Origin of the sequence: Streptomyces indicus, from assembly GCF_900100315.1 — a bacterium.
GTDB lineage: Bacteria > Actinomycetota > Actinomycetes > Streptomycetales > Streptomycetaceae > Streptomyces > Streptomyces indicus.
Map to the genome: position 1 here is coordinate 1 of NZ_FNFF01000016.1, position 26,396 is coordinate 26,396.

Sequence of the window (26,396 nt, forward strand, 5' to 3'; positions counted from 1 at the left end):
TACGTTGAAGTGCGACGGCCAGGCAGTGAGTTTCCCCTGCTGACTCTGGGCTTCCAGGATAATCACGCAGTGATCCATGTCTTCGGCGACGCCGAGCGGTCGTCCCTCCTCATCGGCGATGGCACCGCCGCATCGGACGCCTCGGTCCACGTGCCGATCATGGACGATCTGGTCGTGTTCAGTGGCGACTTGGCCCTGGACGTCGATCGCGCATGGATCACCGTGCACCACTTCATCAGGACAGGACGGCCCGCCGAACTGGGCGAGTGGCGCGAACTTTAGGCAGCTCACGCCAATCGAGACACCGTTTAAGTGGGCGGTCGATCACGGCCGGCGGGCACTGCGGCGCGAGGACGGCGGTGCGCGAGCGGGGGGAGAGCGGAGTGGGGTGCCTAGAAGGCATGGCCCTTTCTGGTCGTCATGAGGTGATCCTGATCGACAACCGACCCTTGGGACAAGCCAATTCAGGTGCAGCTGGGCGCGCCGGTCGGCATTCGCCAACTGGAGGGATTGCGCAGGACAAGCGCCGGGATCGGAAAGCGGATCATGCCAAGGTGACGTCCATGCCGCCCTCGGCCAAGGCCTCAAGGGCTGCGGCGAACAAATCGTACGGCTGGCCGTCCGGTGTCAGGGCGTGGGACAGATGCTTGCGCGCGGTCGCAGCGTCTCGCCAGAGCAAGGTGGCGGGGGCGGTGTAGCCGAAGTCGCCGCGCAGGCAATCGTCGAGGGCAGCGAGGCAGCCGCCGAAGTAGCCCCCCCGGTCCGTTGACCGCCTCGCCGAGTGCGAGATAGAGAGCTGGTTCGTCGGTGATGTACCGGCCGTCGAGTTCGTAGGCGTGACCGGCCGGCCGGTGGGCTCGTCGACAGCCCCGCTCGCGTACAAGGTCATGCCAGGCACCGCGGAGGCGGGTGTCGAGGCAGGCCCAGGTGTTCACGGCTGCTGGTGGCCCGGCGAGCCACCGCTCCCAAATCGGCCGGGCATACTCGGGGACCGGTGTGAAGCGGCCCGTGTCGAGCTTGAGGTCGACCAGGCCCTCCCCGCAGGAGGATGGGCTCCAGGCACTGATGCCGGCCCACAGCAGCCGATCGGTGAGCAGCTCTCCTTGGGAGTCCCGAATCTCCAGCGCGGCTTCCTTCAGATCCAGGGCCCGCCGTGTGCCCGTCGCAAGTGCCGCCCTGAGCTGATCACTCGGCGCGAGACCGCGCATGACCAGCGGTGCGGGTGTCTGTGCGCGCGACAAGATGCGGGTGAACTCCCGGCAGGACCCGAGCCAGCGATGCCCGTCGTGCACGCGTACGCGTCCTCGGTACCCTTCGGGTGGGCCTTCATGGTCGTCCAGGCCGGTAAGCACCAGACTGTCCGTCCCGACGGTCTGCCCCGGGCTCTCCGCATCCTCCAACAGCCAGGCATCGCATGCCTCATCCTCCGGCACCAGCCACACCCTGCTGCCGACCCAGCCGATCACGCCGGATTCTTCTGGAACCCACCCGAACAACTCGTAGCTCCCGCGCCGGCAGTCTCCGAACAGTCCCTCCACCTCGGCGCATTCGCCCCAGACATGGCCGTGTTCCGTCTCGGTCAGCGTGTACGACACGCTTCCGCGCCCCTTCCGTCTCCACCCACAGCGGAAATCATGTCCTGGCTACGTTCGGGCGACCAGCCACGCTCTTCGGTGGCCGGAGCCGTAGACAAAGGGCGTCCTCACGTCCGCCGAGACCCCGGACGAACGTCCCGGTGCGAGACCGTGGCACCATGTACGGCATGACGATCAACCGAAAGGGCCATGCCGCGTAGACGGCCTGGGCATATCCGGGCCGGCATCCCGGACCGGAACCAGTCATCACACTCGACGCCGGCCATCGACCGCCTCTCCCCGGCAGTACTGTCGGAGATCGTTCGCATCGAGCGCACCCGGAACTACCTTCAGCCAGGCGATATCGGCACGACATTGCGCCTGTGGTCGGAATACGTCCGTCGCCCCGAGCGCGAGCTCTGGCACGACGACGAGTTCGGAAACATGCACTGGTATTGCTGCGGCAACCCTCTGGAAGGCCGTTTCCTCCTCGACAGTGTGATCCGAGCGATGTCGCAGCGCGGTGCCCGTGAGCTACGCAAGATCCTCGAAGAGCTCGATGCCTTCATGGGCATGCCGGCTCGCTAGTGCGACATAGATCATGGTTATTGGCGGGGGAGTGCCTCGCATGCTCGGAGCACGATGAAGCCGCGTGCTACGTGTGCGGAGGGCGGCAGCGACTGCACGGTCGAACTGGGCTCAACGCCCTACGATCGCGGTGACGTCAGTCGTCAGCGGCGACGAGGAGAGTGAGTGTTGCTGTCGGACGGTCGATGAGGACGATCTCGTGGAAGTCGATGTGGATCGGTCCGTAGTCGTGGAGGGCGTCCTCAGGAAGCGGTCCCAGTAGGTATCTGCTGGTGGCACTCCGGATCGGTGCGTAGATCTCCTGACGCAGGCGTGATGCGAGCGGTTCCGGGGTGCCACCATGCTGGTTGGCCCAGGAGTGGACAACATCAATGGCTGTGTCAGCACCGACGGTCTCGTAGGCGTCCGGTGTCATGCGATCGAGCCACCATTGACCGTGCCGCGCACAGTCCTGAACACCGGCTCCGTCGTAGGTATCCCGGAACTGTGGATGTGCAATCAAAGCCGCCAGTACGTCTCGGTCGTCCGGCGCGTCGGACAGAAGCTGGAAACGCTTGGCGTCAATCGAGCGGTAGCCGTAGGAGCCCTCGCCGAAGTCGAAGGCTCGGAAATTGATGAAAGGGCTGTCCCGATGGACAAGGGTGGTCACCGACTCCATGGGGGCATCGTAGATCTTGTCGCTGGCCAAGGATTGTCCCGGAAGGATCTTCGCGTTGAAGCAGGCATAGGGGCCGGTCCCTCTGCCTGGCGCTGAGAAACCGCCGGGGAACTAGCGGTTGGGCGTTATCTCGTTGCCTATGCTCGGTGTGTGCAGTGGCATCAGGTTGTCGGCTTCGTGGCCGCGGTCACACCCCTGACGTTGATTCCTGGTACCAGCTTCACCCTCGTCACGCAGAGAGTGATCGCGGGGTCGCGATCGGATGGCGTGCTCGTCACGTTCGGGTCGGCGTGCGGGCTCCTGGTGCATGCGATGCTGGCCGCGGTCGGCTTGTCGGCCCTGGTCATGTCTTCGGCCCAGGCGTTGACGGTGGTGAAGCTCCTGGGCGGTGTCTATCTCGTCTGGTTGGGCGTGACCACGTGGCGTTCAGCGCGTCGAGGTCTCGATGCGGCGGAGCAGGTGCGGTGGCGCCTGCCGTGGACTGGTCTTGGGGATTCGGGCAGGGGTTGTGGTCCAACGTCCTCAATCCGAAGGCGGCATCGGTCTATCTCACCCTCATCCCGCAGTCCCTCACATCCGGCCGCCCCATCGCTCCGCAGATCGCGACGCTCGCGGCCGTACATGTGGTGATCGTCCTCGTGTGGCTGCTGTTCTGGACATCCGCGGTCGCTGCCGCGCGCCTCGCGATCGCCACGCCTCGATTCCGGCGTGGGATGAACCGGGTGGCGGGGGTTGTGCTGGTCTGTCTGGGCCTGCGAACCGCAACGGTGAAGTAGCCCGCACCTCGTCTGCTCTCAACTGGTCGTGTCGCGGTCGTCCGGCCTCTCACCGGCAAACGTCGCGGACGTCCTGCGGAGTGACGAAAGGCGGGCGGGAGCGGATCAGTTGATGATCTCGGCGCGGTCGTTATGTTGATGCGACGCGATGCGCTCGCGCCACATTTGGAGAGCTTCGGGGGTCTGCCGCTTCCAGTCCGTGATTTCACCCACGATGCGTAGGGGCTTTGTGCTGCGGTAGGAGCGCGTGGGGTTCCCGGGAAATTTCTTGTCGGTCACGTTGGGATCGTTCTCGAACTCGCCCGTGGGCTCGACCACATATACGCGCGGGGGCGCTTCACCGGCAGCGAGTTCCGCGGCGAGCCCGGCGCCGTCGGCCAGTGCTGTGAAGTAGATGTGGTTCATCACGATCTCGGGCCGGTAATTGGACCGGAATCCAGCAGTGAGAAACTCGCCGACCTGCAAGTCAGCTTTTGTGCCGTGGTAGAACGGCCCTTCGTCCAACGCCTTGTCCATCGCAGCAGGCTATACAACACCAGCCTGCGGGGTGGAAGGGGAGCCCGTTCCAGGGCCTTACGGCCCATAGGGGGAAGGGAACTCGGCGTGCTGCGTGAGTTGGGTGTGTCTCGGAGCGGAGGCGGGATCGTAGGGAAGCCGAGGTTTATTGGCGCCCGATCGGATCCACGGCCACTTCACGAAGCAGACCACGACAGGGGCGACGAGCATGGCCAGCAGCCATAGCCCCACGCTCGCCGGCGAGTAGATGTAGTAGCGCCAATGCTCTGGCAGCGGCGACGGAGCAAGCAGCAGCAGGATCAGCGTCGCCCAAGTGGCCAGCACGGCTGCTGCCGTGCGTACTGCGGTCGTCCTCTTCGCTCCTCAGCGGTGCTCCATCGTTATGGATCGGATGGTAGGGCGACTGAGATGATCTTGACGTGGCGGGTGTGATCCGGAGTGACGGCGGGCGACGGTCGGCGCTAGCGTGCAGCGGTGATCACTGCTGAGGGAATGCGTCTGGGGGGCGAGGCTGCGCGTCGTCTGGCGCAGACGGGTATCTACACGTTCGAACCTGGGTTGACGGATGCCGAATTCGCTCGCATTGAGCGTGAGTACGGCTTCGAGTTCGCGGACGATCATCGTGCGTTCCTTGCGGCAGGCCTCCCGGTCAATGTCCCGCCGGAAGAGGGACGGACCTGGTCGCGGCCGTGGCCGGAGTGGCGCGGTGGTGACCTGGACAGCGTGCGTCGCCAGCTGGCCTGGCCCGTCGAGGGAGTCCTGTTCGATGTTGAGCACAACGGGTTTTGGTACGAGGGCTGGGGCGAGAGTCCGGCCGACGTAACCGCAGCACTGGATGTCGCTCGGCGCTGTCTGGCCGATGTGTCGACGCTTGTCCCGGTGTATGCCCACCGGTATCTGCCAGCTGGCCGAGGCAGTTTCGGGCATCCAGTGCTCTCGATGTGGCAGACCGACATCATCTATTACGGGCTGGACCTTCTCGATTACGTGCACCAGGAGTTCAACGAGGCGCGCGGTGAAGTCGGGGAGGACTGGACGCCTCGGGCGACTGCACCGTTCTGGCGAGACCTTGTCTGACCTGGTACGAGCTCGAGCCAGCAATGTGTCGCGCTCCGGGCTTGGAAAGCTGCGTTGCTCCAGGGTCGTGTCGGGCCGTGCCCGAGGTTTTCCGGGTTGGCTGTTGTGAGTGGGCGGGGGCGCAGTTACCGCGATGTCGGGCCGGTGGAGCTCAAGTTGCGTTCCGGCCTGGCAGCGGCGGGTGCAGGATCCGCTCGGCGACGTTTGCTGCGGCTGGCTCCGTGCCGGAGCGAGCACGTGGTGGGTGCCGGCGGAGTCATGGTTGTGGGTGCTCGCGATCGGTTACGTGTGAGAGGGGGGTCGGCGGGGTCGGGGGGAGATCAGCAGCTATTCCGGGTCCTTGCACCGGCAGCGTTTTCAACGCTGCGTTGCGCTCGTCCGCGTGACCTCCCCGGCCCTTGGCGCGTGATCGTTCACGCTCCAGCTTCCCCTTGAGGGCATGTGGTCTCGTGTTGGCCGGCGTCCGTGATGCGTTCGCGGAATGGGCGGCGGTGTAGTGCGTGTGCCACCTCGGTCAGCAGGTCTGCCAGCGGCATGGAGAGTTCCGCGTCCAGCTCGGTCATCGCCGCCGCCGTCGCGTCCCACTCGGCCTGGATCTGCGGCAGCACGGCGTGGGCCTTGCTGGTGAGTTCGACCAGGCGGCGGCGGGCGTCTTGCGGGTCGGAGGAATGCGTGACCAGGCCCGCTCGGGCCATCTGGGCCGCCGTCTGGCTTGCGGCGGAGTGCGTGACACCGACTGCGGCGGCCAAGTCGCGGACCGGGAGCGGGCCTTCGGCCAGCAGGACGCGCACGACAGGGGAGAAGCGGGGCCGGTACTCGGGCAGGCCCTGCTCCTCGTAGACCTTGGCCACGTCGCGGTCGAGCAGTTCCAGGACGTGGCGGAGCAGGGTGCCGACAGCGGCAGGGTCCGTATGCTTCCTCACCCTGCTAATGTAACAGCACTGTCAGATTCTCCGGGAGGCGTCTCATGACCGGGCTCTATCCCCCCGTCGAGCCGTACGAGCACGGCATGCTGGACGTCGGCGACGGCAACCGCGTGTACTGGGAGACCTGCGGCAATCCGGCGGGCAAGCCCGCCCTCGTCGTGCACGGGGGCCCGGGATCCGGGGCGGGGCCGTTCTGGCGCCGACTCTTCGATCCCTCGGCGTACCGCATCGTGCTGTTCGACCAGAGGGGGTGTGGGCGCAGCACGCCGGACGCGGCAGATCCACAGACCTCGCTCGCCACCAACACCACCCCGCATCTGATCTCCGACATCGAAGTGCTGCGTCGACATCTCGGCATCGAGAACTGGCTGGTCATCGGCGGCTCCTGGGGCGTGACGCTGGCGTTGGCCTACGCCGAGCAGCATCCCGGACACGTCTCGGAGCTGGTGCTGTTCAGCGTCACCAACACCACCCGCCGTGAGGTGGAGTGGGTCACCCGCGACATGGGGCGGATCTTCCCCGAGCAGTGGGCCCGGTTCCGCGACGCCGTACCGGAATCGGAGCGGGACGGCAGCCTGGTCGAGGCGTACGCGCGGATGCTCGCCGATCCCGATCCCGCCGTACGGGAGCGCGCGGCGCTGGAGTGGTGCCGGTGGGAGGACACGCACGTGTCCACGCACGGGGGACACCGGCCCGATCCCCGGTACGAGGACCCGCACTTCCGGATGCGCTTCGCCCGCCTCGTCACGCACTACTGGCGGCACGCCGGCTTCCTGCAGGACGGGCAGCTGCTGCGCGATGCCGGCAAGCTCATCGGCATCCCCGGCGTGATGGTCCACGGGCGGCTGGACATCAGCGGGCCCCCGGACATCGCATGGCACCTGGCCCAGGCGTGGCCGGACGCGGAGCTCGTACTGATCGGCGACGAGGGGCACGGGCTGTCGGGGGACGCGACGATGCAGGCCGTTATCGCGGCCACGGACCGGTTCCGGCCGATCCGGTCACGTCCATGCTGAGGGGAACCGTGCATGGCCTGGGCTCGTCGGCTCAGCCCAGCGTTCACGCCGCCACAGCTGCGGTCGTCTCCGCTCGTCTCCGGTCGTGACAGTGGCCGGACTGCCTCACGCCTCGCGTGCGGGTAGTTGATCGAGGCCGGTGTCGCGCATGATCCGGTCCACGGTGTCCTCGAGGGTGCTGTCCGGGCCGATGACGGTCTCGCTACCGCCGGGCAGCAGATCGCCCGGCCGGTATCAGTCGGCCAGGTGCTCCTCGGTGACGTGGGCCAGATACTCGCCGTCCTTGGTGGCATGCCGGGCGAGCATCTCTGCGAGAGGAATGTCGAAGTAGTAGATGTGTTGACCGAACCAACTCAAGAATCTGTGCAGGTCAGTTGGGGTATCTGCTAGTTTCCCGACATGCCCGATGAGCGACGTCCCCGAAGGGACTTAACGCGCTTCGTATTGCCTGAGATAGGCCAGCTGGTCGAAACGGGCGACCGTTGGGAGCCCGTGCAACTGCGGGACCCATTGGGGAGGCAAGTCGAGCCGGCGACAGAATACTTCAAGGAGTTGATGGCGGCGGACTGCTCGCCGCTGACGCCGCGGTCGTACGGCATGGATCTGCTGCGGTGGTGGCGCTATCTGTGGGCGTTCGAGATCGCGTGGGACCGAGCGACCCGAGAAGATGCCCGGGACTTCACCCTGTGGATGAAGCTGGCTGACAAGCCCGTACGGGTCCACTGGCGCCACCGAGGCAAGAACCCCGATGAGACTCCGGTGCCGCCTGTGAGCGCCCGGCCGGCGCCAGGAACGCCGAATCCGGTGACCGGGAAGCCGACGATCGGCACGAAGTACGCCCCCGCCACGCGGGCCCACTTCGAGACGGTGCTGCGGATGTTCTACGACTTCCACCTGGAACTCGGCACTGGATCGTTGCTGGTCAACCCGTTCCCTCTCCACCGTGCTCGGCGCTCGGCGTGGACCAACGCCCATCACAACCCCGAGAGGGGGTTCTGGAAGCAGCACACCGGCCTCTACCGTCCGAAGATCCCCAAGCGGATTCCGCGCCGTATCCCGGACGAGAAGTACACCGAGGTCTTCGCGGGCTTGCGTTCACATCGCGACCGGGCCCTGCTTGCCTTCTGGGTCGCAACTGGCGCCCGTGCGGAGGAACTGCTCACCGCCACGCAAGGTCGAGCCGATGTCGGGCAGCAGACGGTCGGTGTGATCCGCAAAGGGACCCGGAACTACCAGGATCTGCCTGCTACTCCGGACGCGTTCGTTTGGCTCCGGCTCTACCAGGAGGAGGCATGGCGGAAGGGCGTACCCCGCGGCCGGAGCCAGGCTCTCTGGTGGACACTGCGGCGCCCCTGGCGGCCATTGGAATATGACGCGGCCAGAATGATGTTCACCCGCGCCAACGGCCTCCTCGGCGCGAACTGGACGCTTCACGATCTGCGGCACACGGCGACGTCCCTGATGCTCGACGACCCTAACCTTGCACCGGTCTACGTCCAGAAGATCCTTGGCCACAAGTACCTGTCGACGCTGGACATTTACAACCGTCCCACCACCGACGATGTCATTGCGGCGGGCCTTGCTCACCATGCACGTCAGGAGCGTATGAGGAGCAACCCGCCCCCAGCCCCGCCCGCGCCGGCTTACAACGCCGAGTCGCTCAACATCCTGTTTGGAGGGCCGGATCAATGACGCAGGTCACCCCCACCGTCGCCCTGGCCACTCCCGCGGCCACACCGCGGAGGGCTGAGATAGCGGCGCTGATGGAGACCTTTCCACCCCGCTCACGACCGACAACATGGTCAGCCACGGAGACCAACCGCGTGACGACTTTGAAGTTCGTAACCCAGGTGTCCTTACGGTTCGGCGACCGGCCCAACTCGCACACCTCGCGGATGGTCGGAGCTCGCGCTCTGTTGCAGTGGCTGGAGACCATTCCCGGGGACAACTGGCAGCAGCGTTGGGAGACGAGCCCGAGCGCGGCTTCTGCGCGTGGGTGGAAGGTGCCGGTGCAGGCGTGGCTCCCGAGCGTCGGTAAGAAGACACCGGAGAGCTGCCTCTCTTGCGGGTTGTTGCTCCTGACGTGCGCCGATGTCATTCGGCCGAGTCTGCAATGGGTGGCATCGAACGCGTCGGGACGTCTACGGCCCGGCCTCGAGGCGGTACGCGACCCGGATGGGTTCAAGGCATTGCGGGAGTCCCGACCGCCTCGGGAGCGAGAGACCAGACTCGCCTTGAAGGCGTTGACCGCCGTGGCCCGCATCATGGCAGTCAACGGCGGGGGCGTCGAAGACATCGTCTTCGGGGACGTGCTCGCCCTACTGCAGGCAGCTCCCCCGCACAACAGGGCAGGGATCAGGCTCGCCCACTCGTGGCTCCGGGACATGGGCCGGTTCCCCACCAGCGCACCGGAGACCCTGGGCCATATCCAGATGCGCCGCGGACAACTAAGCCCTGCCGAACTCGTGGACCGCTACAAGCTGCGATCCAAACCCGTCCGCGATCTCCTCGTCGACTACCTCACTGAACGTCAGCCAACCATGGACTTCGTCAGCTTGGTGGCGTTGTCTACGTTTCTCGCCAAGCTGTTCTGGGCCGACCTCGAGCACCACCACCCGGGCATCGACTCCCTGCGGTTGCCTCGCGATGTGATCGACGGTTGGAAGGCCCGCATCGCCGTCAAACATGTCACCCAGCGACAGCCGGACGGCACTACAACGTCGGTCACCAAGCCGCGGGTCAGCGCAGACCAGGCCAAGGTTCTGGTCCGGGCCTTCTACCTGGACATCGCTCAATGGGCCGTCGACGAGCCCGAACGCTGGGGTCCCTGGGCTGTTCCAAGTCCGATTTCCGAGGCGGACTGCGCAACCACGAAGATGGGGCAAGCGCAAAAGGTCAGGATGGATCAGCGGACCCGCGAGCGGCTGCCCCTGCTCCCCGCGCTCGTGCGGACAGCCGACCAGCAGTTGAAGGATGCCAAGGCTCGCCTCGAAGCCATGGACCGCACGCCACTCGGCGGCACATTCACCACGCTTGGGGAGACGTTCACCCTCCCGTCGGACACCTCCCGGTCAGACGGAAGGCCCGCCCTCGCAATTGACGGCGCCGGGCGGCGCCGGTTTCTGCTGGCGGAGGAGAAGCAGGCGTTCTGGGGCTGGGCGACGGTCGAGATCCTTAGACATACGGGCATCAGGATCGAGGAGCTCCTGGAGCTCGGACATCACAGCATCGTCAGCTACACGCTCCCGACCAGCGGTGTGGTCGTGCCGCTGCTGCAGATCGCACCGTCGAAAACCGACCAGGAACGTCTCCTGCTGGTGTCCCCGGAGCTTGCCGACGTCCTCAGTACAGTGGTCAAACGCGTTCGACGACGCGACGGAACCGTCCCACTTGTGGCCGGCTACGACGCATCCGAGCGAGTCTGGAACCCACCCATGCCGCTGCTCTACCAGTGGCGCCCGAGCGGGACAAACCGCCCGATCTCTCGGAACGCGATCCGGACCGCGCTCAACAAGATGCTGTCCACATCGGGACTCACGAACAAGTCGGGGCAGCCGCTCAACTTCCAGCCCCACGACTTCCGGCGGATCTTCATCACGGACTCGATCCTCAACGGGCTACCGCCACATATTGCCCAGGTGATCGCCGGCCACGACACCATCAATACGACGATGGGTTATGCGGCGATCTACCCGGCCGATGCCATCGAAGCCCATCGGGCCTTCATCGCACGCCGCCGCAGCCTCAGACCGCGCGAAGAATACCGGACTATCACCTTGGAGGAATGGGACGAGTTCCTCGGTCACTTCGAGCGCCGCAAGGTAGCCCTGGGCCAATGCGGCCGCGCGTTCGGCACCGACTGCCAGCATGAACACGCCTGCGTTCGATGCCCAGTCTTGATCGTCTCCCCTGAAGAGCGCTCGCGTCTCGAGGAGATCCGCGACAACCTCACCGCCCGCATCGCCGAAGCCGAACGGGAAGGCTGGCTCGGCGAGATCGAGGGCTTAGAAGTAAGCCGAGCGGGCGCCGAGGACAAACTCGCGCAGCTCGATGCTGCCGAGGAACGCAGACGAACTGTGGTCGACCTCGGACTGCCGACCTTCCAGCAGATCGCTGCACGGAATCCGGACGTGGAGGGGCCTACGGAGTGAGCAATTGTGAACGAACCGGACCGCAGGCACGTGGACTGCTCATGGGTGCTGGCTGGTTCAGTATGCCGACTGTCTAGGATCTACGGATGGCGATACCGACCTACCTGCTGCAAGGTCCGCGAGTGGCTCTTCGGCATGTCTCCCGCGAGGACTACGAAGAGCTGACGGCTTTGGCGCAGGACAGTACCGACATGCTGCAGCGCTGGCTCGGAGCTCGGGAACAGACTTGGGAGGCATTCAACGCCTATCTCGAGCGATTCGAGCACCCGACGCACGAAGGCTTCGTGGTCTGTATGAGGACCACCGGCGCGATCGTCGGCGGAGTCAATATCAACAACATCGTCCGGGGCACGCTTCAGAGCGGCACCCTGGGATACACCGCCTACGCGTCCACGGCCGGTCATGGCTACATGACCGAGGGGGTTCGGCTTGTCCTTGAGTACGCCTTCCGCCAGCTGAAACTGCACCGGCTGGAGGCGAACATCCAGCCCGACAACGCTCCCTCCCTGAGCCTGGTCAAGCGGCTTGGGTTCCAGCGCGAGGGATACTCGGCTGCCTTCCAGTTCATCAACGGCGCTTGGAGAGACCATGAACGCTGGGCGCTCACTGCGGAGGCACCGACCCAAACCCTGTGAGCCACCTTGCTCACTCGTGCCCCGAGCTGCTTGCCTTGCGCTCCTGGCAAGGCTGCTGGTGAGCGACCGAGTTAGCCGATCGTGATAGTTCGGAGAACGCCCGGGTGACACCACGATGGTCGGCCAGGAGCCGGGTGAGCATCTCGCCGTACCGGTCCGCGGTGAAGATCCCTTCGATCACGGTGTGGTAGCCGGCGGTGTCGAGGGCGTACCGGGCGACCCGGTCGATCAGCCCGATGTTCGCTCCGCCCTTCACATCACGCTCGCGGAGCACGATCCGCCGCAGGTAGTCCTGGCCGACGATCGCGAGACCGCGTCCGAACCGGTCCCGAACCCCTTGCGCCACGCTCGACTTGCCGCTCGCGGACGGGCCGCGCAAGAGCACGAGGCGCGTGTCGCTGCGGCCGACCGGTCCGGTGGCGTCGGCCGGGGCCCGCACGTTCGGCTTGCTCACGCGGTCCAGCCCATCTCCGCATACGTAACGCCTGCCTTGATGTGGGCGATCGCGGCGCGGGTGTAGGGCACGACGGCGTCGGGCAGTGCTTGGGGATCCCACCACTGCCAGCGTGTACAACGGTCGGGTTCGCGTACGTCCGGGCTTCCTTGCCACCGGTGGGCGCGGAAGAAGAACCCGATCCGCGGCTGCCCGCCGGGCTCGTCGACCAGGTGCACGGCGTGCGCGAAGCTCACATCGGCAGGGGAGATCAGAAGTCCGGCCTCCTCCTCGGCCTCACGGACGAGACAGGCCGTCGCGCTCTCCTGCTCGCAGTGCCCGGCGAGCGTGTGCCACATGCCGCCGGCGAAGGGGGAGTCGGGATGTCGGAGCCCCAACAGGACTCGCCCGTCGGCGTCTTCCAGATGCAGGTGGACGCCGAGGATCTGCATGCGGGTGCGGCTGGGCGGCTCGGGCACCATCAACTCCCTTGTACGAACGGTGTGTCGAGTCCAACGACCCGCGCCCGCCGTCGTGCACACGTGTTTCGGACGGGTCATGGACGTCGTCCTCGCACGACGATCCACTGGGTCGGCCGGTGCGGCGTCGCGTCAACCACGACGGGCTGCTTTCAACACGCCTCGGGCGCAGGCCCGATCGCCCTACGATCATCGTCATGACGACCGCGTTGATCCTGATCGACCTGATGCCGCGCATCATCGCGCTGCCCCTCGCCCCGCACTCAGGTGAGGACGTGCTGGCCCGCTGTCGCGTGTTGGCGGACTCCTTCCGTGCGCAAGGGCGGCCGGTCGTGCAGGTCAGGGTGGACCGCCCGCACGTTGCCGAGCAGCCGCCCGGCAGTGGCTTTGCCGAGGGTCTCGTGCAGGAGGGCGACATCGTGGTGGTCAAGCGCACGATCGGTGCGTTCTACGGGACCGGTCTGGACGCACGGCTGCGCGAGTGCGGCGTGGACACGTTGGTGATGGCAGGCCTCGTCACGACGATGGGGGTCGAGTCCACCGCACGGGCCGCTGCGGACCACGGCTACGAGGTGGAATTCGTGGCCGACGCGATGTCCGCACCGGCCGCGGACGAGCACGAGTTCGCCGTGACGCGGATCTTCCCGCGGTTCGGTGAGGTGCGGCAGACCGCCGACTACAGCTGAGGGGCCCCGGCCCCGGTGCGTCGATGGGCGCGACCTCATTTACGGATCGATGCGTGCAGGCGGCTGAGAAGTGCTCATGCTGTGCCGCCTGCACGCACCGATCATTCCCAGCGGTTACGGCCTTCGTGGCCGTTGTCTGTGCCGGGTGAGAGGGCCGGGCGTCAGGGCAGGTTCACGTACGGCTTCAGGAAGGCGCGGGCGGCCGGGGTGTCGAGGCGGTACGTGACGTTCGTGGCGTAACACGGGGTGTCGCCGGTGATGGTGGTGGCGACGAGGGTGCGGGTGCCGTTGAGGATGGCGTAGTTGGGGCCGCCGGAGTCGCCGTAGCAGGCGCCGCCGTTGCCCTGGGGCGCGGTCATGCCCAGCCGTAGCCACGCACCGCTCAGGGCGTTGAAGGTGACGGGTGCTTTCATCCGGACGCCGCCGCCGGGATGGGTGTGGCCGCCGGGGCCGCGCTGTGCTTTTTGGGTGCCGTAGCCGACCACCGTGAACGATGTGGCGTTCAGGCCCTGGGGTGCGGCCTTCTCGAGTTGGCTGGCGGAGGGCAGGCGCGCGGGGGTGAAGCTCCAGCGGGAGGCGACCGCGGCTGCCGGGAGTTCGACCACGGCGATGTCGTGGGTGTCGGAGGCCGGGCCCGGATACGCGGGATGGTTGACCGCCGTGCCCTGGACGCCGACCGCTGCCGCCTGCCCGGCCGGATCGCCGGGGTACTGCTTCGCAGCTGCGTCCAGACCGCCCTGCACGTCCTGGTCGAGCGAGACGTAGAACTTCACGTTGGCCGGCCAGTCGGTGGTGCAGTGCGCGGCGGTCAGGAACGTGCCCGCATCGATCATGGTGCCGGAACACACCCAGTCGACACGGTCCGCGGTGGCCGGATCCCCGTCGTGGTCCCACGTGGCGATGAGCGCGCCCGCTTCGGTGCGCTCGGGGGCGGGGGCGGCGTTGTAGGAGTTGATCGCCGAGGCGGGTGCGACGGTGAGCAGGAGAGCGCAGGCCGCTGCCGCGCCAGTGGTGAGCGCGGTGGCGATCCGATGACGCCGGCTGTTACGTCTCAAGAGAACAGGCCCCTCTGTAGTGGACGCCGGTGGGCGCTGGTGGACGGTATGGGTGTTCTCCTGTGGGGGTGAGCGTGATTGAAGCGGCCGCGGCCGTCCGCCGCAAGACCGCCGGGGTCCGAAGGACCGGAGACTCGGCGGCGTCGGGAGTCCGGGGCGTCCTGCCTGATCGCGCTCTTCTCGTCCGCAGCGGAGCTGCCCCTCAGGTTTGAGCGTCTCGGCGTGCGCGGCGTCGCAGGCGTACGGGCATGACGTACCAGCAGAAGCCGAACCACAGCATCACGCCGCCGACGAGTGCTTCGGCGAGGAGTCCGGGGACCACCAGGCGCAGGATGAGCATGAGGGTGCAGCCGATGGTCAGGGCGAGCAGCACCATGCCGCAGATCATCAAGCGGCTTGCGGCTTCGACCACTTCGTCCTTCATGCGTTGTCCGGACAGGAAGCGGTGGATGGAGACGGGCGCTATGAGTGAACCGGTGGCCGAGGCGCCGAGGATGACGGTGAGCACGTAGACGGTCCGGTCGAACGTGGCCAGTTCCCTGAAGAGCGGGGTGAAGGCCACGCTGAGCAGGAACCCGAAAAGGATCTGGACGCCGGTCTGGGCGACCCGGGTCTCCTGAAGGATCTCGTTCCAGCGGCGGTTGACGCGCTCGCGTGCCGACTCCGGCGGTTCCGCGGCCACACCTGTCCGGCTGTGGCAGGTGTGGCACGTCTGGTGCTCCGCGTCGTCTCCGACCGAACCGTGTGTCATGACCATGGAGTTCCTCCCGTTTCAGAAACTCCGATTGCCCGCCGTGGGCGTTTCCATGCAGGTCACGCCTGCGGCTCGGTGCGCCGACGAGCGGTGGCGGGCCGCAGCCGGTGGCGGTACGGGCCCGGCGGCGGGCGCGCTTTCCGCGTCCGCCGCCGGGTGACCGTACCGAGAGGGTCAGCAGGCGCCCAGGTCCTGCCACACCCCCCACTCGCCGGTGGTGCCGGGCTCCTCGCCCTTGGTCCACCACTTCGCCTTCCACGTGTGGCTCTTGTGGGAGACGACCGTGCCGCCGCCGTATTCGGCGGTCGCGTTCCAGGCAGCCGGAGTGCAGGCGCCACCCGGCTGCGAGGGGCTGGGGGAACCGGTGCCGGGGCCCGACGGGCTGGGTGACGGAGATCCCGTGCCGGGCTGCCCGATGGTGGTGCCGCGGGCCAGATCACCGGCCAGCGCGTACGCCTTGCCGCCGACCGTCACCGTCCAGTTGGAGGGCGTGGAGACGGGCAGGTAGTAGACGAAGTCCAGCTCCACCGAGGCGCCCGGCGCGAGCGACTGCCATGCGGGCAGCTTGAGCGAGGCCCGGTGGTAGACCCCCTTCAGGCCGCCGATGTTGTTGCCCGTGTGGTCGCTGCGGATGATGGACGTGCCGAAGCCCGACTGGTCCTTGGCGTTGTTCGGCGCCGAAGTCCCGTAGTCGAACTGGAACTCGGTGCCGCCCGGCAGCGTCGCCGTGGAGTTGTTGGTGATCTTCAGCTTGGGGCTGATGGGGTAGTTGGAGTCGCCGAGCGGGAACTGCCCGAAGGAGACGTCGATGTCGAGCGCTTCGGTGGGCAGGTCGATGGTGGAGCGCTTCGTGCCATACGGGGAGGCGGACTTGAACTTCTCGTACATGGCCGTGGTGAGCGTGTCGCCCATCTCGTACTGGCCCTTGGCGGCGTTGTAGTCGTAGTCGCCGGCCAGCTCCCAGATCATCGCGCCGCCGATGCCCTTGTCCACCACGTAGTCGGCCTTGGCGGCGACGGACTGCTCGTCCTCGGTGGACAGGAACACCTTCTTCTCGGCGTTCCACAGCCACGGCGCGACCAGCGTCGCGTCGTACTTGCGCGCATACGTTCCCGTGAGCTTGGTGTCCGCGGGGAAGCCGTACTTGGTCACGTAGTCCCCGACGACGCCCTTCTCGAGGTTCTTCGCGTGCCACATCGGGTTCGAACCCGCCGGTGACTCCTTGCCGTTGTCGTCCTTGTCGTGCCACAGGTTGTCGATGCCCACGGCGCCGTCACCGCACTTGGTGAGCCCGGACCCCGCAGGACAGGTGGTGCTGGGCGCCTTGCCCCACAGCCCGTCCGTGCCGCCGGTCACGTTCTTGAACCCGCGGGTGTAGTACGGGAGTCCGATGTTGATACGGCCGGCCGGCATCGAACCGCGGAAGTAGTGGTACGCCCAGTCGGTGTTGAGGTACCCGATGCCGCCGTACTGCGAGGTGGAGTACACCCCGGCGGCGGCGAGTTCGGCATCCTTGCCGTCGTCGTAGAGCGAGGCGTTCGGGCCGACGTATTCGTTCCAGGCGCCGTGCAGGTCGTACGACATGATGTTGACGTAGTCCAGGTACTTCTGGACCTGGAAGGTCTCCATGCCGCGCAGCAGGTAGCCGGAGGAAGGCGCGGCCACGGTCAGCAGATAGTGCTTGCCGTCCTGGGCGCCGGCCCGGTCGAGCTTCTCGCGCAGGGTCTTCATCAGCGCGGCGTAGCCCTTGACCAGGCCCGCGCGGCGGGCGTTGGCGAACTGCCAGTCGAGGGGATGGCCCGCGTCCTTCATCGTCGTCGGGTACTCGTAGTCGATGTCGACGCCGTTGAAGCCGTACTTCTTGACGAAGGCGACCGCCGAGTCGGCGAAGGTGTCGATCCCGGCCTGGTTGACCGAGCCGTCGGCGTTGGTGGCCATGGCGTAGAAGCCGCCGGAGTTCACCCGCTTGCCGTCGTCGCCGAAGTAGCCGCCGGTCTCGGCCCAACCGCCCACCGAGACAAGGGTCTTCACCTCGGGATGCTGCTTCTTGAACTTGTTCAGCAGATTGAAATGACCCTTGTACGCGAAGCCGGGGTCCATCTCGGCGCCCGCGACGCCGGGCCAGGTCATGCCGGTCGCGGGGTTGGTGGCGCTGTCGGACCCGACCGATATTTTATGGTCCGAACCCACGTGCGCGAAGGCGTAGTTGATGTGGGTGATCTTGTCCCAGGGGATGTCGGAGGCGAGGTAGGCGGGCTCGCCGTTCTTGCCCGTACGCCATCCGGTGAAGTAGCCGATGACGCGCCGCTGGTGGTCGGCGCCCATCTTCTCGCGGCCGCTGGAGTCGTAGACGGAACAGTAGGGGACGTCGACACCGGGGGTCCGGTACAGGCCGTCGGGGCGGCAGTCCTCGTCCACGGCATGCGAGGACGTCGAGGACAGGGCGGTCAGAAGCAGTCCGGCGATGGCCGTTCCGGCGCCGAGCAGCAGGGCTCTGGCACGGGTGGGGGAGTGCACGTCGGTTCCTCCGGGGGAGGCTCGGTCTCGCACAAAAGGGCAGGGCGGACCCTGGTGTGCGCACACCGGACGGGCCCTTCTCCTGGGAGTGACGCAGACCTTAAGAGGACTAGACCAACCGGTCAATAGGTATGGACCAATGTGCTGGCCGGTTGATCGCCGTGTGCAAGCGGACGGCACTGTGAAGTCGGAAACCTGACGGGGGGCACCGTGCCTGCCTCCATGTCGTCGGCAGGCCGTGCAGGCAAGAGGGGGGGAGTGGTCAGCTTTCGGTGCTGCGGCGGCGGATCGTCATGATGGTGGCGCCGAGCGCGCCCGCGACCAGGACCGCGCCGGTGGCGATGGCCGTGGTCGATTCGGTGAAGGTGCCACCGATGCCGCCGTGGACTCCGCCGGGGGTGCGGTGGACGGTGAAGGAGGCGTTCCACTGGCCACCTCCGGGACAGGAGCCGTCGACGCTCCATTCGGAGTTGCTGCCGACGGGGTTGGGGCCGGAGTTGGTGAAGTGCGAGGCGCCGGCGATGCGGGCGGTGCCTTGATACTGACCGCCGGCGCCGGGCATGCCGCCGGAGCCGACGAGGTGCAGGGTTGCGGTGCCATTCGCGAAGGCCTGGGAGTTGGCGGTGATCGTGTTCGGTGTCGAGCTGGTCTGCGTGAAACCGCACTCGACGTTGATCGTCACGGTGGATCCGGGCGAGACGGTGCGCGGCGTCACGGACGCGGACTCCGCCCACGCGGTGGGGGCGGCGGCGGCCACGGTGGCTGCGGTGAGGGCAGAGACGGCGAGCAGGCGGGCGGTGCGCATGACATGGACTCCCGGGGGCGTGACGGCGGCTTGCAGTCATGCAAGGCCGCGCCTGCTCGCCGCGCCTGCGGCAGGGGCCCGTTCGCGCTACCCGGGAGGCCGTACGAGTGATCGGATGTCGGGTCCAAGGACGGCGGGGGTCAGGCGCGCCAGACCTCGGCGGTGGTGAGGAACGCCGAGGACGACGGGCGGTCCGGAGTTCCGCCCCGGGTGATTTCGCCGGGCTGCACACGGCCGTCGACGTGAGCCTCGGCCCGTCCGCACGGGCCGAGCACCAGGCTCAGGCTGTGGTCCACGCCGGCCAGGGGGAACTGGTCGGTGGCGAACGCGCGCCGGTCGAGCACCTCGGCCATGCGTACGTCGATGCCGCCGCCCTGGGCCCGCAGCCCGGACGCGAGGTCGAGGCGGACCTGGACCGTGGACCGCTGGAACCGGGGAGTGGTCCAGGGCAGGCCGTCGAGTTCGGGGAAGTGGCGGACGAAGTGTTCGGCCAGCCAGAGGGTGAGGTTCGGGTCCTGCCCGACCGCCCGGACTCCGTCCGGCCGCCAGAGCACCAGCGCGTTGCCCGAGCCGTGCGTGGACCACTCCACATGCCAGGTGGAGAGGTACGCCGTGCACGCACCCGAGCTGTCAAAGAGCTGGAGGCCGGGGTTGGCGCCGACCAGAATCGGTTTGCGCAGTGCGGGGTTGGCGTTGGCGGCGTCGCCTGCTGCCGATGCCGATGCCGATGCCGATGCCGATGCCGATGCCGGTGTGGTGGTGGCGGTGAGGAATCCCAGCGCGCCGAGGGCGGTGCCCATGCGCACGATGCCGCGACGGCTGACGGCGGCGGAAGACCGGCTGCCCTCGGGGCTCGTGGGCGAAGCAGATGCCGTAGATGACGTGGGTGTCGTGGATGACGTAGGCGATGCAGGCGACGTGGCTTTGTGGTCGGGGATCAAGGCGTCTCCTCGGTGGTGGTGACACGGTCGCGGATCACCATCCGGCGGAGGCGACGGCGGCCGCCATGGATTCGAGGCTCTTCGAATCCGTCGTTCGAGGGCCTTCGAATCCCTCGGCCGCGCATCGCGGCGATGGGACACTCTCGGGATGGCGATGAGGGTGCAGCTGGACGCGCGGGCGTGGAGCAGATCGCGGTTCACCACGTCCGCGGCGATGGAGGTCGTCGGTGTGCTGCGGCACCGCGGGCGGCATCCCGCCCCGCACGCGCGGGAGTGGTACGCCCGCGCCCGACGGGCTCTGCCGCCACGGCAGTTGGCGCTCCTCGAGGCCTTGGTGCCCGACGATCACAGCTACGCGCCGGACTTCCTGACACCTGTGCCGCGCCACGGCGAGTCGATGCCGGACGTGGCCGCCCGTATCGCGGCGACCCCGGGCGAGGAGGTCGACTACCAGCTGGACATCGCGATCCGCGGCCGGCGGGTCTGGCCCCACGTCGCCGCTCTGCATCCCGGCGCAGCGGCCTACGAGCGGTGGCGCCGGCCGATGCCCCCGGCGCTCGCGAAGGCGGCACAGGACGGCGGCGCGGCCGTCGCGGCGGCGGCCGCCTCGGCGATGGCGACCTTGTTCGAGCGCGTTCTCGCGCCGGACTGGCCGCGGGTGCGGGCGGTGCTGGACGCCGACATCAGCGCGCATGCCGACCGGATGGCCGCCCACGGTGCGGCAGCGGTCCTCGACGAGCTCGGCGAGCGGATGCGCTGGACCGGCACCGAGCTCGTACTGGAGCGCACCTACTCGGGGGTCATCGACTGGGCGGAAGAAGGGGTGCTGTTCGTCCCGGCCACGACGCATGTCGGTCCGGTGCTGTTCGCGGCCGAACGCCCGCATACGCCGGTGCTGTTCTACCGGGCGCGCGGGATCGGTGCTCTGGGGGAGCGGCCGGTGGGCGCGGCGGAATCGGCGCTGACGGAGCTGGTGGGCGTGACCAGAGCCGCGCTGCTGACCACGCTCGACTCGCCCGCGTCCACCCTCGAGTTGAGCCGGCGTACCGGCTGGAGCACTGCGACTGTCTCGTACCACCTCGGGATCCTGCTGCGGGCGGGACTGGTCGACCGACGCCGCCGGGGCCGGGTCGTCCGTTACGCACGGACCGGCCTGGGATCGGCCCTCGCCGCCACGAACGGGGAGCGCTCATCGACGCGTCGAGTCCACCCTGGTCAGGGCCGTCTGTGAAGCCCACGGCCACGGTCATGCGGGCGTCGTGTGGGCATACGTGCCCGCACGGCGGAGGCAGACGGCTGGTCAGTGACTGAGCAGCCAGCCGATTCTGTCGTAGGCGAGGACTTGGTAGGCGACCATGACGGCGAGGAGCCAGCGGGCCGCGCGGCGCAGTTCGGCGTGATGGAGCGCGGCCACCGCGCCGAAGAAGACGGCGAGTTCGAGGAGGAGGCGCAGGGGGCCGGGGGTGCGGATGTCGGTCTCGCCCTTGGACGGGTCGTCCGGCACGGTGAAGGAGCCCCACGCCCAGCCCGCGGCGACGGGCAGGGCGACGACCACCAGCCATCGCCACGGAGTGGGGACTTTGCGCCAGCTCCAGATGGCCAGGCATAGCAGGGAGACCACTTCGAGGAGGAAGCGGATCGCCAGCATGACGTCGTTGTTGGCGAGCGCCAGCGTCTCGCTCATGCGGCCGCCTCCATGCGCGTCGCAACCAGCATGTCGTCGCCCCCTGTTGTTGTCGGCCCGTGCTCGCCCTGCCGTGGATCATGTCAGCTCGGACGGATCGACGTGTTGTTTCGGCGAGGTCCGCTGATGCCGACTCGCTGAGATCACATGGTCCACCAGCCGGTCACTCCGTCAGAGGCAGGCGGTCAGGAAGCAGGACGACTGCCTCGAAGAAGGAGCGGGGCTGTCGCGCGTGCATGCGCGGATGCGGGTACCCGTCGCACTGAACGCAGGCCCCAGGACGCAGCACGCAGAGCACGGGAGACGGGAATCGTGATGAACAGCCGTTTCACGGCAGCGGACAGGGTGCTGTCCGCCGCGCGCGAGGCGAAGGCGCAGGAGTTGCCCAGGCGGCTGTGTCGTGCCCTGTGTGAGGGGCTGCCGGTGGACGAGGCGACTGTGGCGTTTCTGACCGACACCCCGTACCGGCAACTCCTGTGTGCGTCGGGGGAGTTGGCGTTGCGCCTGGAGGAGGCGCAGTTCGTGGCGGGCGAAGGACCGTGTGTGAGCGCCGCCGCGACCGGTCGCCCCGTCCTCGTGGAGGACTTCGGCCTTCCCCTGCCGCAATGGCCGCTGTTCGAGGCGCACTTGGATGATCGGCTCGCACCGGTCGGTGCCGTGTACGCCTTCCCGCTCGCTTTCGACGGCAAAGTGTTCGGCTCGGTGGATCTGCTACGTCATGAGCCTCTGGAGCTCGACGCCCCTACCGTCGGCCAGGCGGAGGCGGCGGCTCGCGCGGTCGCCAAGGTGCTGTTCCCCGCCTTCTGGGAACTGCTGGCGTTCGGTGATCTCCCGCTGTGGGAGCCGGCCGACGAGATCGATGCGCATTGGGGCACCACCCGCCAGGCGGCGCAGCGGCTCTCCGCCAAGCTGGGCATCTCCGTGGAAGAGGCAATGGCCCGGCTGCGCGGCCAGGCGTTCACGACCGGGCGTCCGCTGCCCCGTATCGCCGAGGAGGTCCTGGATCCGCCGTCTCGGGACTGAAGCGTCCCCCGGGGTCAGTCGAGGTAGTGCGCGCGTCCTGCCTCGTCCGTGCCCACAGTCGTCTCGGGGATGATGCAGAACTCGTTGCCTTCAGGGTCCGCCATCACCAGGAACCCGCCCTCGTCGTACTCCGATAGACGGCGCCCGCCGAGAGCCTCCACGCGCGCCTGCTCGGCCGCCGGGTCGGGAGAGCTGAGGTCGAAGTGCAGGCGGTTCTTGCCCGACTTGGGTCGGTCGGTCCGCTGGAAGCCAAGGCCGAGGCCACCCTCCCGCCGGAGCCATACGTAGGGGCCCGTACGGTCCACCACGGGCCTGCCGAGCAGCTCGGACCAGAACGAGGCGAGCCGCTCAGGGTCGGCGGCGTCGAGGATCAGCGCATTGATCCACAGAGGGTCTTCGGTCATCGCGTCTTCATGGCGTCTCGGGGTGAGCTGCGTCGTGGTGGACCACCCGGACGGTGCCGAGCGTCGTGTCGGTGGCGTCCGGGACGTTCATGCCCGCTTCGATCCCGGTGCGCAGATACGTCAGGACCGGCTCGGTGAGTCGTTCGCCGGGCAGGGCCACGGGGATGCCGGGCGGGTAGGGCGTCATCATCTCGGCGGCGATGCGGCCCGCGGCCTCGGCGGCCGGGACGTCCTCGGTACGGGCGAAGAAGGCGTCCCGGGGGAGCATCGCCTGCTTCATGCGCAGGTCCGCCGGGTCGGGCACGGCCACGGGCTCTCCCGCGCCGATCTCGTCCTTGTGGCCGACGAGATCGCGCAGCGCGTCCAGGAGGCGTTCGGTGGTGGCGTCGTCGTCGGCGTGCGTGATCTGTGCGCTGATGCGCCGGTGGTCGAACAGATGCAGGTCGATGTGGTGGTGGGCGCGCAGCCAGTCGGCGGCGCGGTAGCCGGAGATGCCGAGACCGCTGAGGTCGATGACCACGGGCAGCGGGTCGAAGTCGGCGGCGGCCCGCGGCCCGCAGAAGTCGGCGCGGTCGTTGACGTGCAGGCCGTCGATCGCCTCGATCGACTCCCGTACGCCGGCGGCGAGTTCAAGCGCGTGCGACATGAGTTCGGTGCCGTGCAGGGCCATCTGCCGGCGCCACCCGTCGATACCCGCGTAGAGGAGCACGGAGGGGCTGGTCGTGCCGAGGAGGTCGGCGCGCAGCGACAGCGCATCGGGATCGACGAGATCGCCTTGCACATGGAACACGGAGCCCTGCTCCAGGCCGCTGCCCATCTTGTGGATGCTGGTGACACAGATGTCGGCGCCCGCGTCCATGGCCCAGGACGGCAGATCGGTGTGGAACGGCAGATGAGCTCCCCACGCCTCGTCCACGATCAGCGGCAGCGACCGCCGGTGGCACACCTCGGCCAGCCCGCTGAGATCCGCGGCGGCGCCATAGGGGGTGGGGCTCGTGACCAGGGCGCCCCTGGCGTCGGGATGCGCGTCGAACGCCTTCTCGTACGCGGCGGGGGAGGGCGGGTGCGCCAGGCGGCGCTCCGTGTCCCACTGCGGCTCGATCCAGACCGGCTCGATGCCGCACAGGACGAGCCCCGCCACCACGGACTTGTGGGCGTCCCGGCTGACCAGGAGCTTCTCGTGCGGGCCTGCCACGGTGAGCATCGCCGCCTTGACCGACAGCGAACTCCCGCAGGTGGAGAAGAAGGTGTGGTCCGCGTGCACGGCCTCGGCCATCAACTTCTCGGCGCGCTCGAGCACTTGGTGCCGCTCGCGGCGGTCGTCCAGGCCGCCGCTCGCCAGGACGTCGCCGAAGAACACCGCATCGCCCAGGACCTTGCGCACCTCGGGGTCGGCCCCGCGGGCCTGCTTGTGTCCGGGTGGGGTAAAACCGAGTTCGTCGCGCTCGTGGTAGGCGGCGAGCGCCTCGAGCACCGGTGCTTCCGTCTGGTCCACCTGCGTACGTCCCCTCTACGGTCCTGCTTCCGGCCGGCTCCACGGCGGGCGCGCGTCGGGCGCCCGCCCTGCCCCTCAGTCGCCCGCGGTCAGCGGCCCGAGGCCTCTTCCTGGGCTTCCTCGTTCGGGGTGAGGGCGTCTCCCGCCTCGCCTTCGTGCTCGCCGGGCGCCCCGCCGAGGCCCGGATCGCGCGTCTCGGCCTCTTCGACCTCCTTGAAGACCTCGCCGAGAGCGGAGTCGGGGTCGGGAGCCGAGGAATCCTGGTCGGACTGGTGCTGCGGGCTGGACATCGACGATCACTCCTGAAAACTCGCTGCCACGGATGCGGGGCGTCGACTGTTGCAGGTGCCCCCGTCGCGCCCGGGTAATCCGTAACGCTGCGACCTGCCCCGACCCCGTCGCGTCACCAGGGCGCGTACTCCCTCATGGTGGCGCGCCCGATGGGCCCGCGCATGCGGAGCAGGTCATGGCATGTGCAGGCGCACAGGTGTGAAGCGGGGCATCCGGTGTCACTCGTGTACCAAGGCCCGGAGCGGGCACCTGACCGGAGCCCGGCGTGACCTGCGGCCGTCGCCCGCAGCGGCCCGCCGACGTGCCGGGGCCTCTGTCCTGACCCAGGCTGGACAGACGGCCACGCACGACCGACGACACCGCGGAACCTGGAAGAGGAGCGAGCGCTCATGGCAACCGACGCGTTCCGTTCGGACGTGCGCCTCACCGTGAACGGCACCGTCCACGAGGTCACCGTCGACCACCGTTCGACGCTCCTCGACGTCCTGCGCGAGCAGCTCGGTCTGACCGGCGCGAAGAAGGGGTGCGACCACGGCCAGTGCGGGGCCTGCACGGTCCTGGTCGAGGGGCGACGCGTCAACAGCTGCCTGCTGCTCGCCGTGGCCCACGAGGCGGACGAGATCACCACCGTCGAAGGGCTGCACGGACCTGACGGCGACCTGCACCCCCTTCAGCGGGCCTTCCTCGATCGCGATGCGTTCCAATGCGGCTACTGCACCCCAGGCCAGATCTGCTCGGCGGTCGGCGCCCTCGCGGAGGCCGCGGCCGGCAGTCCCTCGTACGTGACGGATCCGGGCACCGATCCGGCCGCACCCGTCGGCCTGTCCAGGGACGAGATCCGGGAGCGGATGAGCGGCAACCTGTGCCGCTGCGGTGCCTACCCGCACATCGTCGAAGCCGTGGAGGACGTGGCCCGGTGAAACCCTTCCAGTACCTGCGCGCCCGTACGGTCGAGGAAGCGACCACGCTGTACGCGGACCATCCCGGTGCCCGCTACCTCGGCGGCGGCACCAACCTCGTCGATCTGATGAAGCAGGGCGTCGAAACCCCCGGCACCCTCGTCGACGTCAGCCGGCTCCCGCTCGGCGAGGTGCGGGAGCTTCCCGACGGGTCCGTCCGGATCGGGGCCATGGTGCGCAACAGCGATCTCGCGGCGCATCCTCTGGTGCGCGAGCGCTATCCCGTGCTGTCCCAGGCACTGCTTGCCGGCGCCTCCGGCCAGCTGCGCAACGCCGCCACGACGGGCGGCAACCTGCTCCAGCGCACCCGGTGCCCGTACTTCCAGGACCTGAGCAAGCCCTGCAACAAGCGGGCCCCCGGCTCCGGTTGCGGAGCGCGCGAGGGCGTGCACCGCGATCACGCGATCCTCGGCCACTCGTCCCAGTGCATCGCCACGCACCCTTCCGACATGGCGGTCGCCCTCGCCGCGCTCGATGCCCAGGTCGAACTGCACGGCCGGCAGGGGGAGCGGACTGTGGCGGCCGACGCGTTCCACCGGCTGCCCGGGGACCGCCCGGACCAGGACACCGAGATCGCCCCCGGCGAACTCGTCACGGGGGTCCTGCTGCCGCCCGCCCCCGCCGGCCTTCCCTCCGCCTACCGAAAGGCCCGCGACCGGGCCTCCTACGCCTTCGCGCTCGCGTCGGCCGCCGTGGTCCTCTCGGTCGAGGATGCGCGGATCCGGTACGTACGGATCGCCTTCGGCGGCGTGGCCCACCGGCCCTGGCGGGCCCGGCGGGCCGAGGAGGCGCTGCTGGGCGGTGCCGCGGACGACGCGGCGTTCTCCCGCGCGCTGCGCGCCGAACTCGCGGCGGCGGAGCCCCTGCGGGACAACGCCTTCAAGGTGCCGCTGGTCCGCAACCTCGCCCACGACGTCCTGACCCGCCTGGCGGCCGCCGCCCCGCGGCACTGA

At 68.2% G+C, this 26,396-nt stretch carries 27 protein-coding genes and 3 pseudogenes; 14 read left to right on the forward strand and 16 right to left on the reverse strand.

The genetic code is table 11. From position 1 onward, the window contains the following. A partial coding sequence (locus BLT97_RS29425; RefSeq protein ID WP_218137331.1) for a hypothetical protein occupies positions 1-282 on the forward strand: 282 nt, incomplete at its 5' end. A gap of 262 nt (positions 283-544) precedes the next feature. On the opposite strand, the pseudogene BLT97_RS29430 reads toward BLT97_RS29425, so the two are convergent. Continuing rightward, positions 545-1,595, reverse strand: a pseudogene (locus tag BLT97_RS29430) (barstar family protein). Positions 1,596-1,784: 189 nt separating this feature from the next. On the opposite strand from BLT97_RS29430, the gene BLT97_RS29435 reads away from it, so the two are divergent. Next, positions 1,785-2,162 carry a hypothetical protein gene (locus BLT97_RS29435; RefSeq protein ID WP_245769610.1) on the forward strand — a complete coding sequence of 126 codons (378 nt, stop codon included), beginning with the start codon at positions 1,785-1,787 and terminating at the stop codon, positions 2,160-2,162. Between the two features lie 136 nt (positions 2,163-2,298). On the opposite strand, the gene BLT97_RS29440 is transcribed toward BLT97_RS29435, so the two are convergent. Next, positions 2,299-2,820: a hypothetical protein gene (locus BLT97_RS29440; RefSeq protein WP_093615870.1), complete on the reverse strand. Its 522-nt coding sequence runs from the start codon at positions 2,818-2,820 to the stop codon at positions 2,299-2,301. A 240-nt stretch (positions 2,821-3,060) separates the two neighbouring features. Here BLT97_RS29440 and BLT97_RS38935 point away from each other — a divergent pair. Beyond that, positions 3,061-3,216, forward strand: a pseudogene (locus BLT97_RS38935) (LysE family transporter); the annotation flags it as partial. Positions 3,217-3,296: 80 nt separating this feature from the next. Continuing rightward, positions 3,297-3,596 (forward strand): LysE family translocator, encoded by a 300-nt coding sequence (locus BLT97_RS38940; protein WP_281251160.1) that lies wholly within the window; start codon positions 3,297-3,299, stop codon positions 3,594-3,596. A gap of 105 nt (positions 3,597-3,701) precedes the next feature. Here BLT97_RS38940 and arr read toward each other — a convergent pair whose 3' ends face one another. Further along, positions 3,702-4,112 (reverse strand): NAD(+)--rifampin ADP-ribosyltransferase, encoded by a 411-nt coding sequence (gene arr, locus BLT97_RS29450; RefSeq protein WP_093615605.1) that lies wholly within the window; start codon positions 4,110-4,112, stop codon positions 3,702-3,704. 474 nt (positions 4,113-4,586) lie between these two features. Between arr and BLT97_RS29460 the strand changes: the two genes are divergently transcribed. Then, positions 4,587-5,189 carry an SMI1/KNR4 family protein gene (locus BLT97_RS29460; RefSeq protein ID WP_093615609.1) on the forward strand — a complete coding sequence of 201 codons (603 nt, stop codon included), beginning with the start codon at positions 4,587-4,589 and terminating at the stop codon, positions 5,187-5,189. A gap of 413 nt (positions 5,190-5,602) precedes the next feature. Here the strand turns inward: BLT97_RS29460 and BLT97_RS29465 are convergent, their stop codons facing one another. Then, on the reverse strand, positions 5,603-6,112 hold the full coding sequence (locus BLT97_RS29465) for a MarR family winged helix-turn-helix transcriptional regulator (protein ID WP_093615611.1): 510 nt from the start codon (positions 6,110-6,112) through the stop codon (positions 5,603-5,605). A 44-nt stretch (positions 6,113-6,156) separates the two neighbouring features. Here BLT97_RS29465 and pip point away from each other — a divergent pair, with 44 nt between their 5' ends. Further along, the gene (pip, locus tag BLT97_RS29470) at positions 6,157-7,131 is read left to right on the forward strand and encodes a prolyl aminopeptidase (RefSeq protein ID WP_093615613.1); all 975 of its coding nucleotides are present in this window, start codon (positions 6,157-6,159) and stop codon (positions 7,129-7,131) included. A 234-nt stretch (positions 7,132-7,365) separates the two neighbouring features. Here the strand turns inward: pip and BLT97_RS39010 are convergent, their stop codons facing one another. Continuing rightward, the gene (locus BLT97_RS39010) at positions 7,366-7,488 is read right to left on the reverse strand and encodes a hypothetical protein (protein ID WP_342742790.1); all 123 of its coding nucleotides are present in this window, start codon (positions 7,486-7,488) and stop codon (positions 7,366-7,368) included. A gap of 42 nt (positions 7,489-7,530) precedes the next feature. Between BLT97_RS39010 and BLT97_RS29480 the strand changes: the two genes are divergently transcribed. The 3 genes from BLT97_RS29480 (at position 7,531) to BLT97_RS29490 (ending at position 11,917) form a co-directional block, all read left to right on the forward strand. Further along, positions 7,531-8,823 (forward strand): tyrosine-type recombinase/integrase, encoded by a 1,293-nt coding sequence (locus tag BLT97_RS29480; protein ID WP_245769611.1) that lies wholly within the window; start codon positions 7,531-7,533, stop codon positions 8,821-8,823. Between the two features lie 560 nt (positions 8,824-9,383). Further along, entirely contained in the window at positions 9,384-11,282 is a 1,899-nt protein-coding gene (locus BLT97_RS29485) for a tyrosine-type recombinase/integrase (RefSeq protein WP_245769612.1), read from the forward strand. A gap of 86 nt (positions 11,283-11,368) precedes the next feature. Next, positions 11,369-11,917: a GNAT family N-acetyltransferase gene (locus BLT97_RS29490; protein ID WP_093615617.1), complete on the forward strand. Its 549-nt coding sequence runs from the start codon at positions 11,369-11,371 to the stop codon at positions 11,915-11,917. A gap of 94 nt (positions 11,918-12,011) precedes the next feature. Here BLT97_RS29490 and BLT97_RS29495 read toward each other — a convergent pair. Both BLT97_RS29495 and BLT97_RS29500 read right to left on the reverse strand, forming a co-directional pair. Beyond that, positions 12,012-12,356, reverse strand: a pseudogene (locus BLT97_RS29495) (P-loop NTPase family protein); the annotation flags it as partial. Between the two features lie 11 nt (positions 12,357-12,367). Continuing rightward, positions 12,368-12,832 (reverse strand): NUDIX hydrolase, encoded by a 465-nt coding sequence (locus tag BLT97_RS29500; protein WP_245769613.1) that lies wholly within the window; start codon positions 12,830-12,832, stop codon positions 12,368-12,370. 194 nt (positions 12,833-13,026) lie between these two features. Between BLT97_RS29500 and BLT97_RS29505 the strand changes: the two genes are divergently transcribed. Continuing rightward, positions 13,027-13,515 (forward strand): isochorismatase family protein, encoded by a 489-nt coding sequence (locus BLT97_RS29505; RefSeq protein ID WP_093615621.1) that lies wholly within the window; start codon positions 13,027-13,029, stop codon positions 13,513-13,515. Between the two features lie 161 nt (positions 13,516-13,676). On the opposite strand, the gene BLT97_RS29510 is transcribed toward BLT97_RS29505, so the two are convergent. From BLT97_RS29510 to BLT97_RS29530, 5 genes are all read right to left on the reverse strand, one after another. Further along, positions 13,677-14,570 carry a trypsin-like serine protease gene (locus BLT97_RS29510; protein ID WP_245769614.1) on the reverse strand — a complete coding sequence of 298 codons (894 nt, stop codon included), beginning with the start codon at positions 14,568-14,570 and terminating at the stop codon, positions 13,677-13,679. 202 nt (positions 14,571-14,772) lie between these two features. Next, positions 14,773-15,327, reverse strand: a complete 555-nt coding sequence (locus BLT97_RS29515; protein WP_425442778.1) for a DUF6328 family protein — start codon at positions 15,325-15,327, stop codon at positions 14,773-14,775. Positions 15,328-15,498: 171 nt separating this feature from the next. Next, positions 15,499-17,841: a chitinase C-terminal domain-containing protein gene (locus tag BLT97_RS29520; protein ID WP_093615623.1), complete on the reverse strand. Its 2,343-nt coding sequence runs from the start codon at positions 17,839-17,841 to the stop codon at positions 15,499-15,501. A gap of 262 nt (positions 17,842-18,103) precedes the next feature. Next, positions 18,104-18,646, reverse strand: coding sequence for a hypothetical protein (locus tag BLT97_RS29525; RefSeq protein WP_093615625.1), 543 nt, complete (start codon positions 18,644-18,646; stop codon positions 18,104-18,106). Positions 18,647-18,786: 140 nt separating this feature from the next. Next, a complete protein-coding gene (locus BLT97_RS29530; RefSeq protein WP_218137332.1) occupies positions 18,787-19,446 on the reverse strand; it encodes a hypothetical protein in 660 nt (219 codons plus the stop codon). Positions 19,447-19,735: 289 nt separating this feature from the next. Here BLT97_RS29530 and BLT97_RS29535 point away from each other — a divergent pair, with 289 nt between their 5' ends. After that, positions 19,736-20,818: a winged helix-turn-helix domain-containing protein gene (locus tag BLT97_RS29535; protein WP_093615627.1), complete on the forward strand. Its 1,083-nt coding sequence runs from the start codon at positions 19,736-19,738 to the stop codon at positions 20,816-20,818. A 69-nt stretch (positions 20,819-20,887) separates the two neighbouring features. Here the strand turns inward: BLT97_RS29535 and BLT97_RS29540 are convergent, their stop codons facing one another. Further along, positions 20,888-21,271 carry a YrdB family protein gene (locus tag BLT97_RS29540; RefSeq protein ID WP_093615629.1) on the reverse strand — a complete coding sequence of 128 codons (384 nt, stop codon included), beginning with the start codon at positions 21,269-21,271 and terminating at the stop codon, positions 20,888-20,890. Positions 21,272-21,586: 315 nt separating this feature from the next. On the opposite strand from BLT97_RS29540, the gene BLT97_RS29545 reads away from it, so the two are divergent. After that, complete coding sequence (locus BLT97_RS29545) at positions 21,587-22,294, forward strand: GAF and ANTAR domain-containing protein (protein ID WP_176953934.1); 708 nt, start codon at positions 21,587-21,589, stop codon at positions 22,292-22,294. A 14-nt stretch (positions 22,295-22,308) separates the two neighbouring features. Here the strand turns inward: BLT97_RS29545 and BLT97_RS29550 are convergent, their stop codons facing one another. The 3 genes from BLT97_RS29550 to BLT97_RS29560 form a co-directional block, all read right to left on the reverse strand. After that, complete coding sequence (locus tag BLT97_RS29550) at positions 22,309-22,698, reverse strand: VOC family protein (protein ID WP_093615633.1); 390 nt, start codon at positions 22,696-22,698, stop codon at positions 22,309-22,311. A gap of 7 nt (positions 22,699-22,705) precedes the next feature. Continuing rightward, on the reverse strand, positions 22,706-24,193 hold the full coding sequence (locus BLT97_RS29555; RefSeq protein WP_093615635.1) for an aminotransferase class I/II-fold pyridoxal phosphate-dependent enzyme: 1,488 nt from the start codon (positions 24,191-24,193) through the stop codon (positions 22,706-22,708). Between the two features lie 89 nt (positions 24,194-24,282). Next, positions 24,283-24,483 (reverse strand): hypothetical protein, encoded by a 201-nt coding sequence (locus BLT97_RS29560; RefSeq protein WP_093615637.1) that lies wholly within the window; start codon positions 24,481-24,483, stop codon positions 24,283-24,285. Between the two features lie 390 nt (positions 24,484-24,873). Between BLT97_RS29560 and BLT97_RS29565 the strand changes: the two genes are divergently transcribed. Next, the gene (locus tag BLT97_RS29565; protein WP_093615639.1) at positions 24,874-25,404 is read left to right on the forward strand and encodes a 2Fe-2S iron-sulfur cluster-binding protein; all 531 of its coding nucleotides are present in this window, start codon (positions 24,874-24,876) and stop codon (positions 25,402-25,404) included. Beyond that, positions 25,401-26,396: an FAD binding domain-containing protein gene (locus tag BLT97_RS29570; RefSeq protein ID WP_093615641.1), complete on the forward strand. Its 996-nt coding sequence runs from the start codon at positions 25,401-25,403 to the stop codon at positions 26,394-26,396. The genes BLT97_RS29565 and BLT97_RS29570 overlap by 4 nt, the downstream gene beginning before the upstream one ends.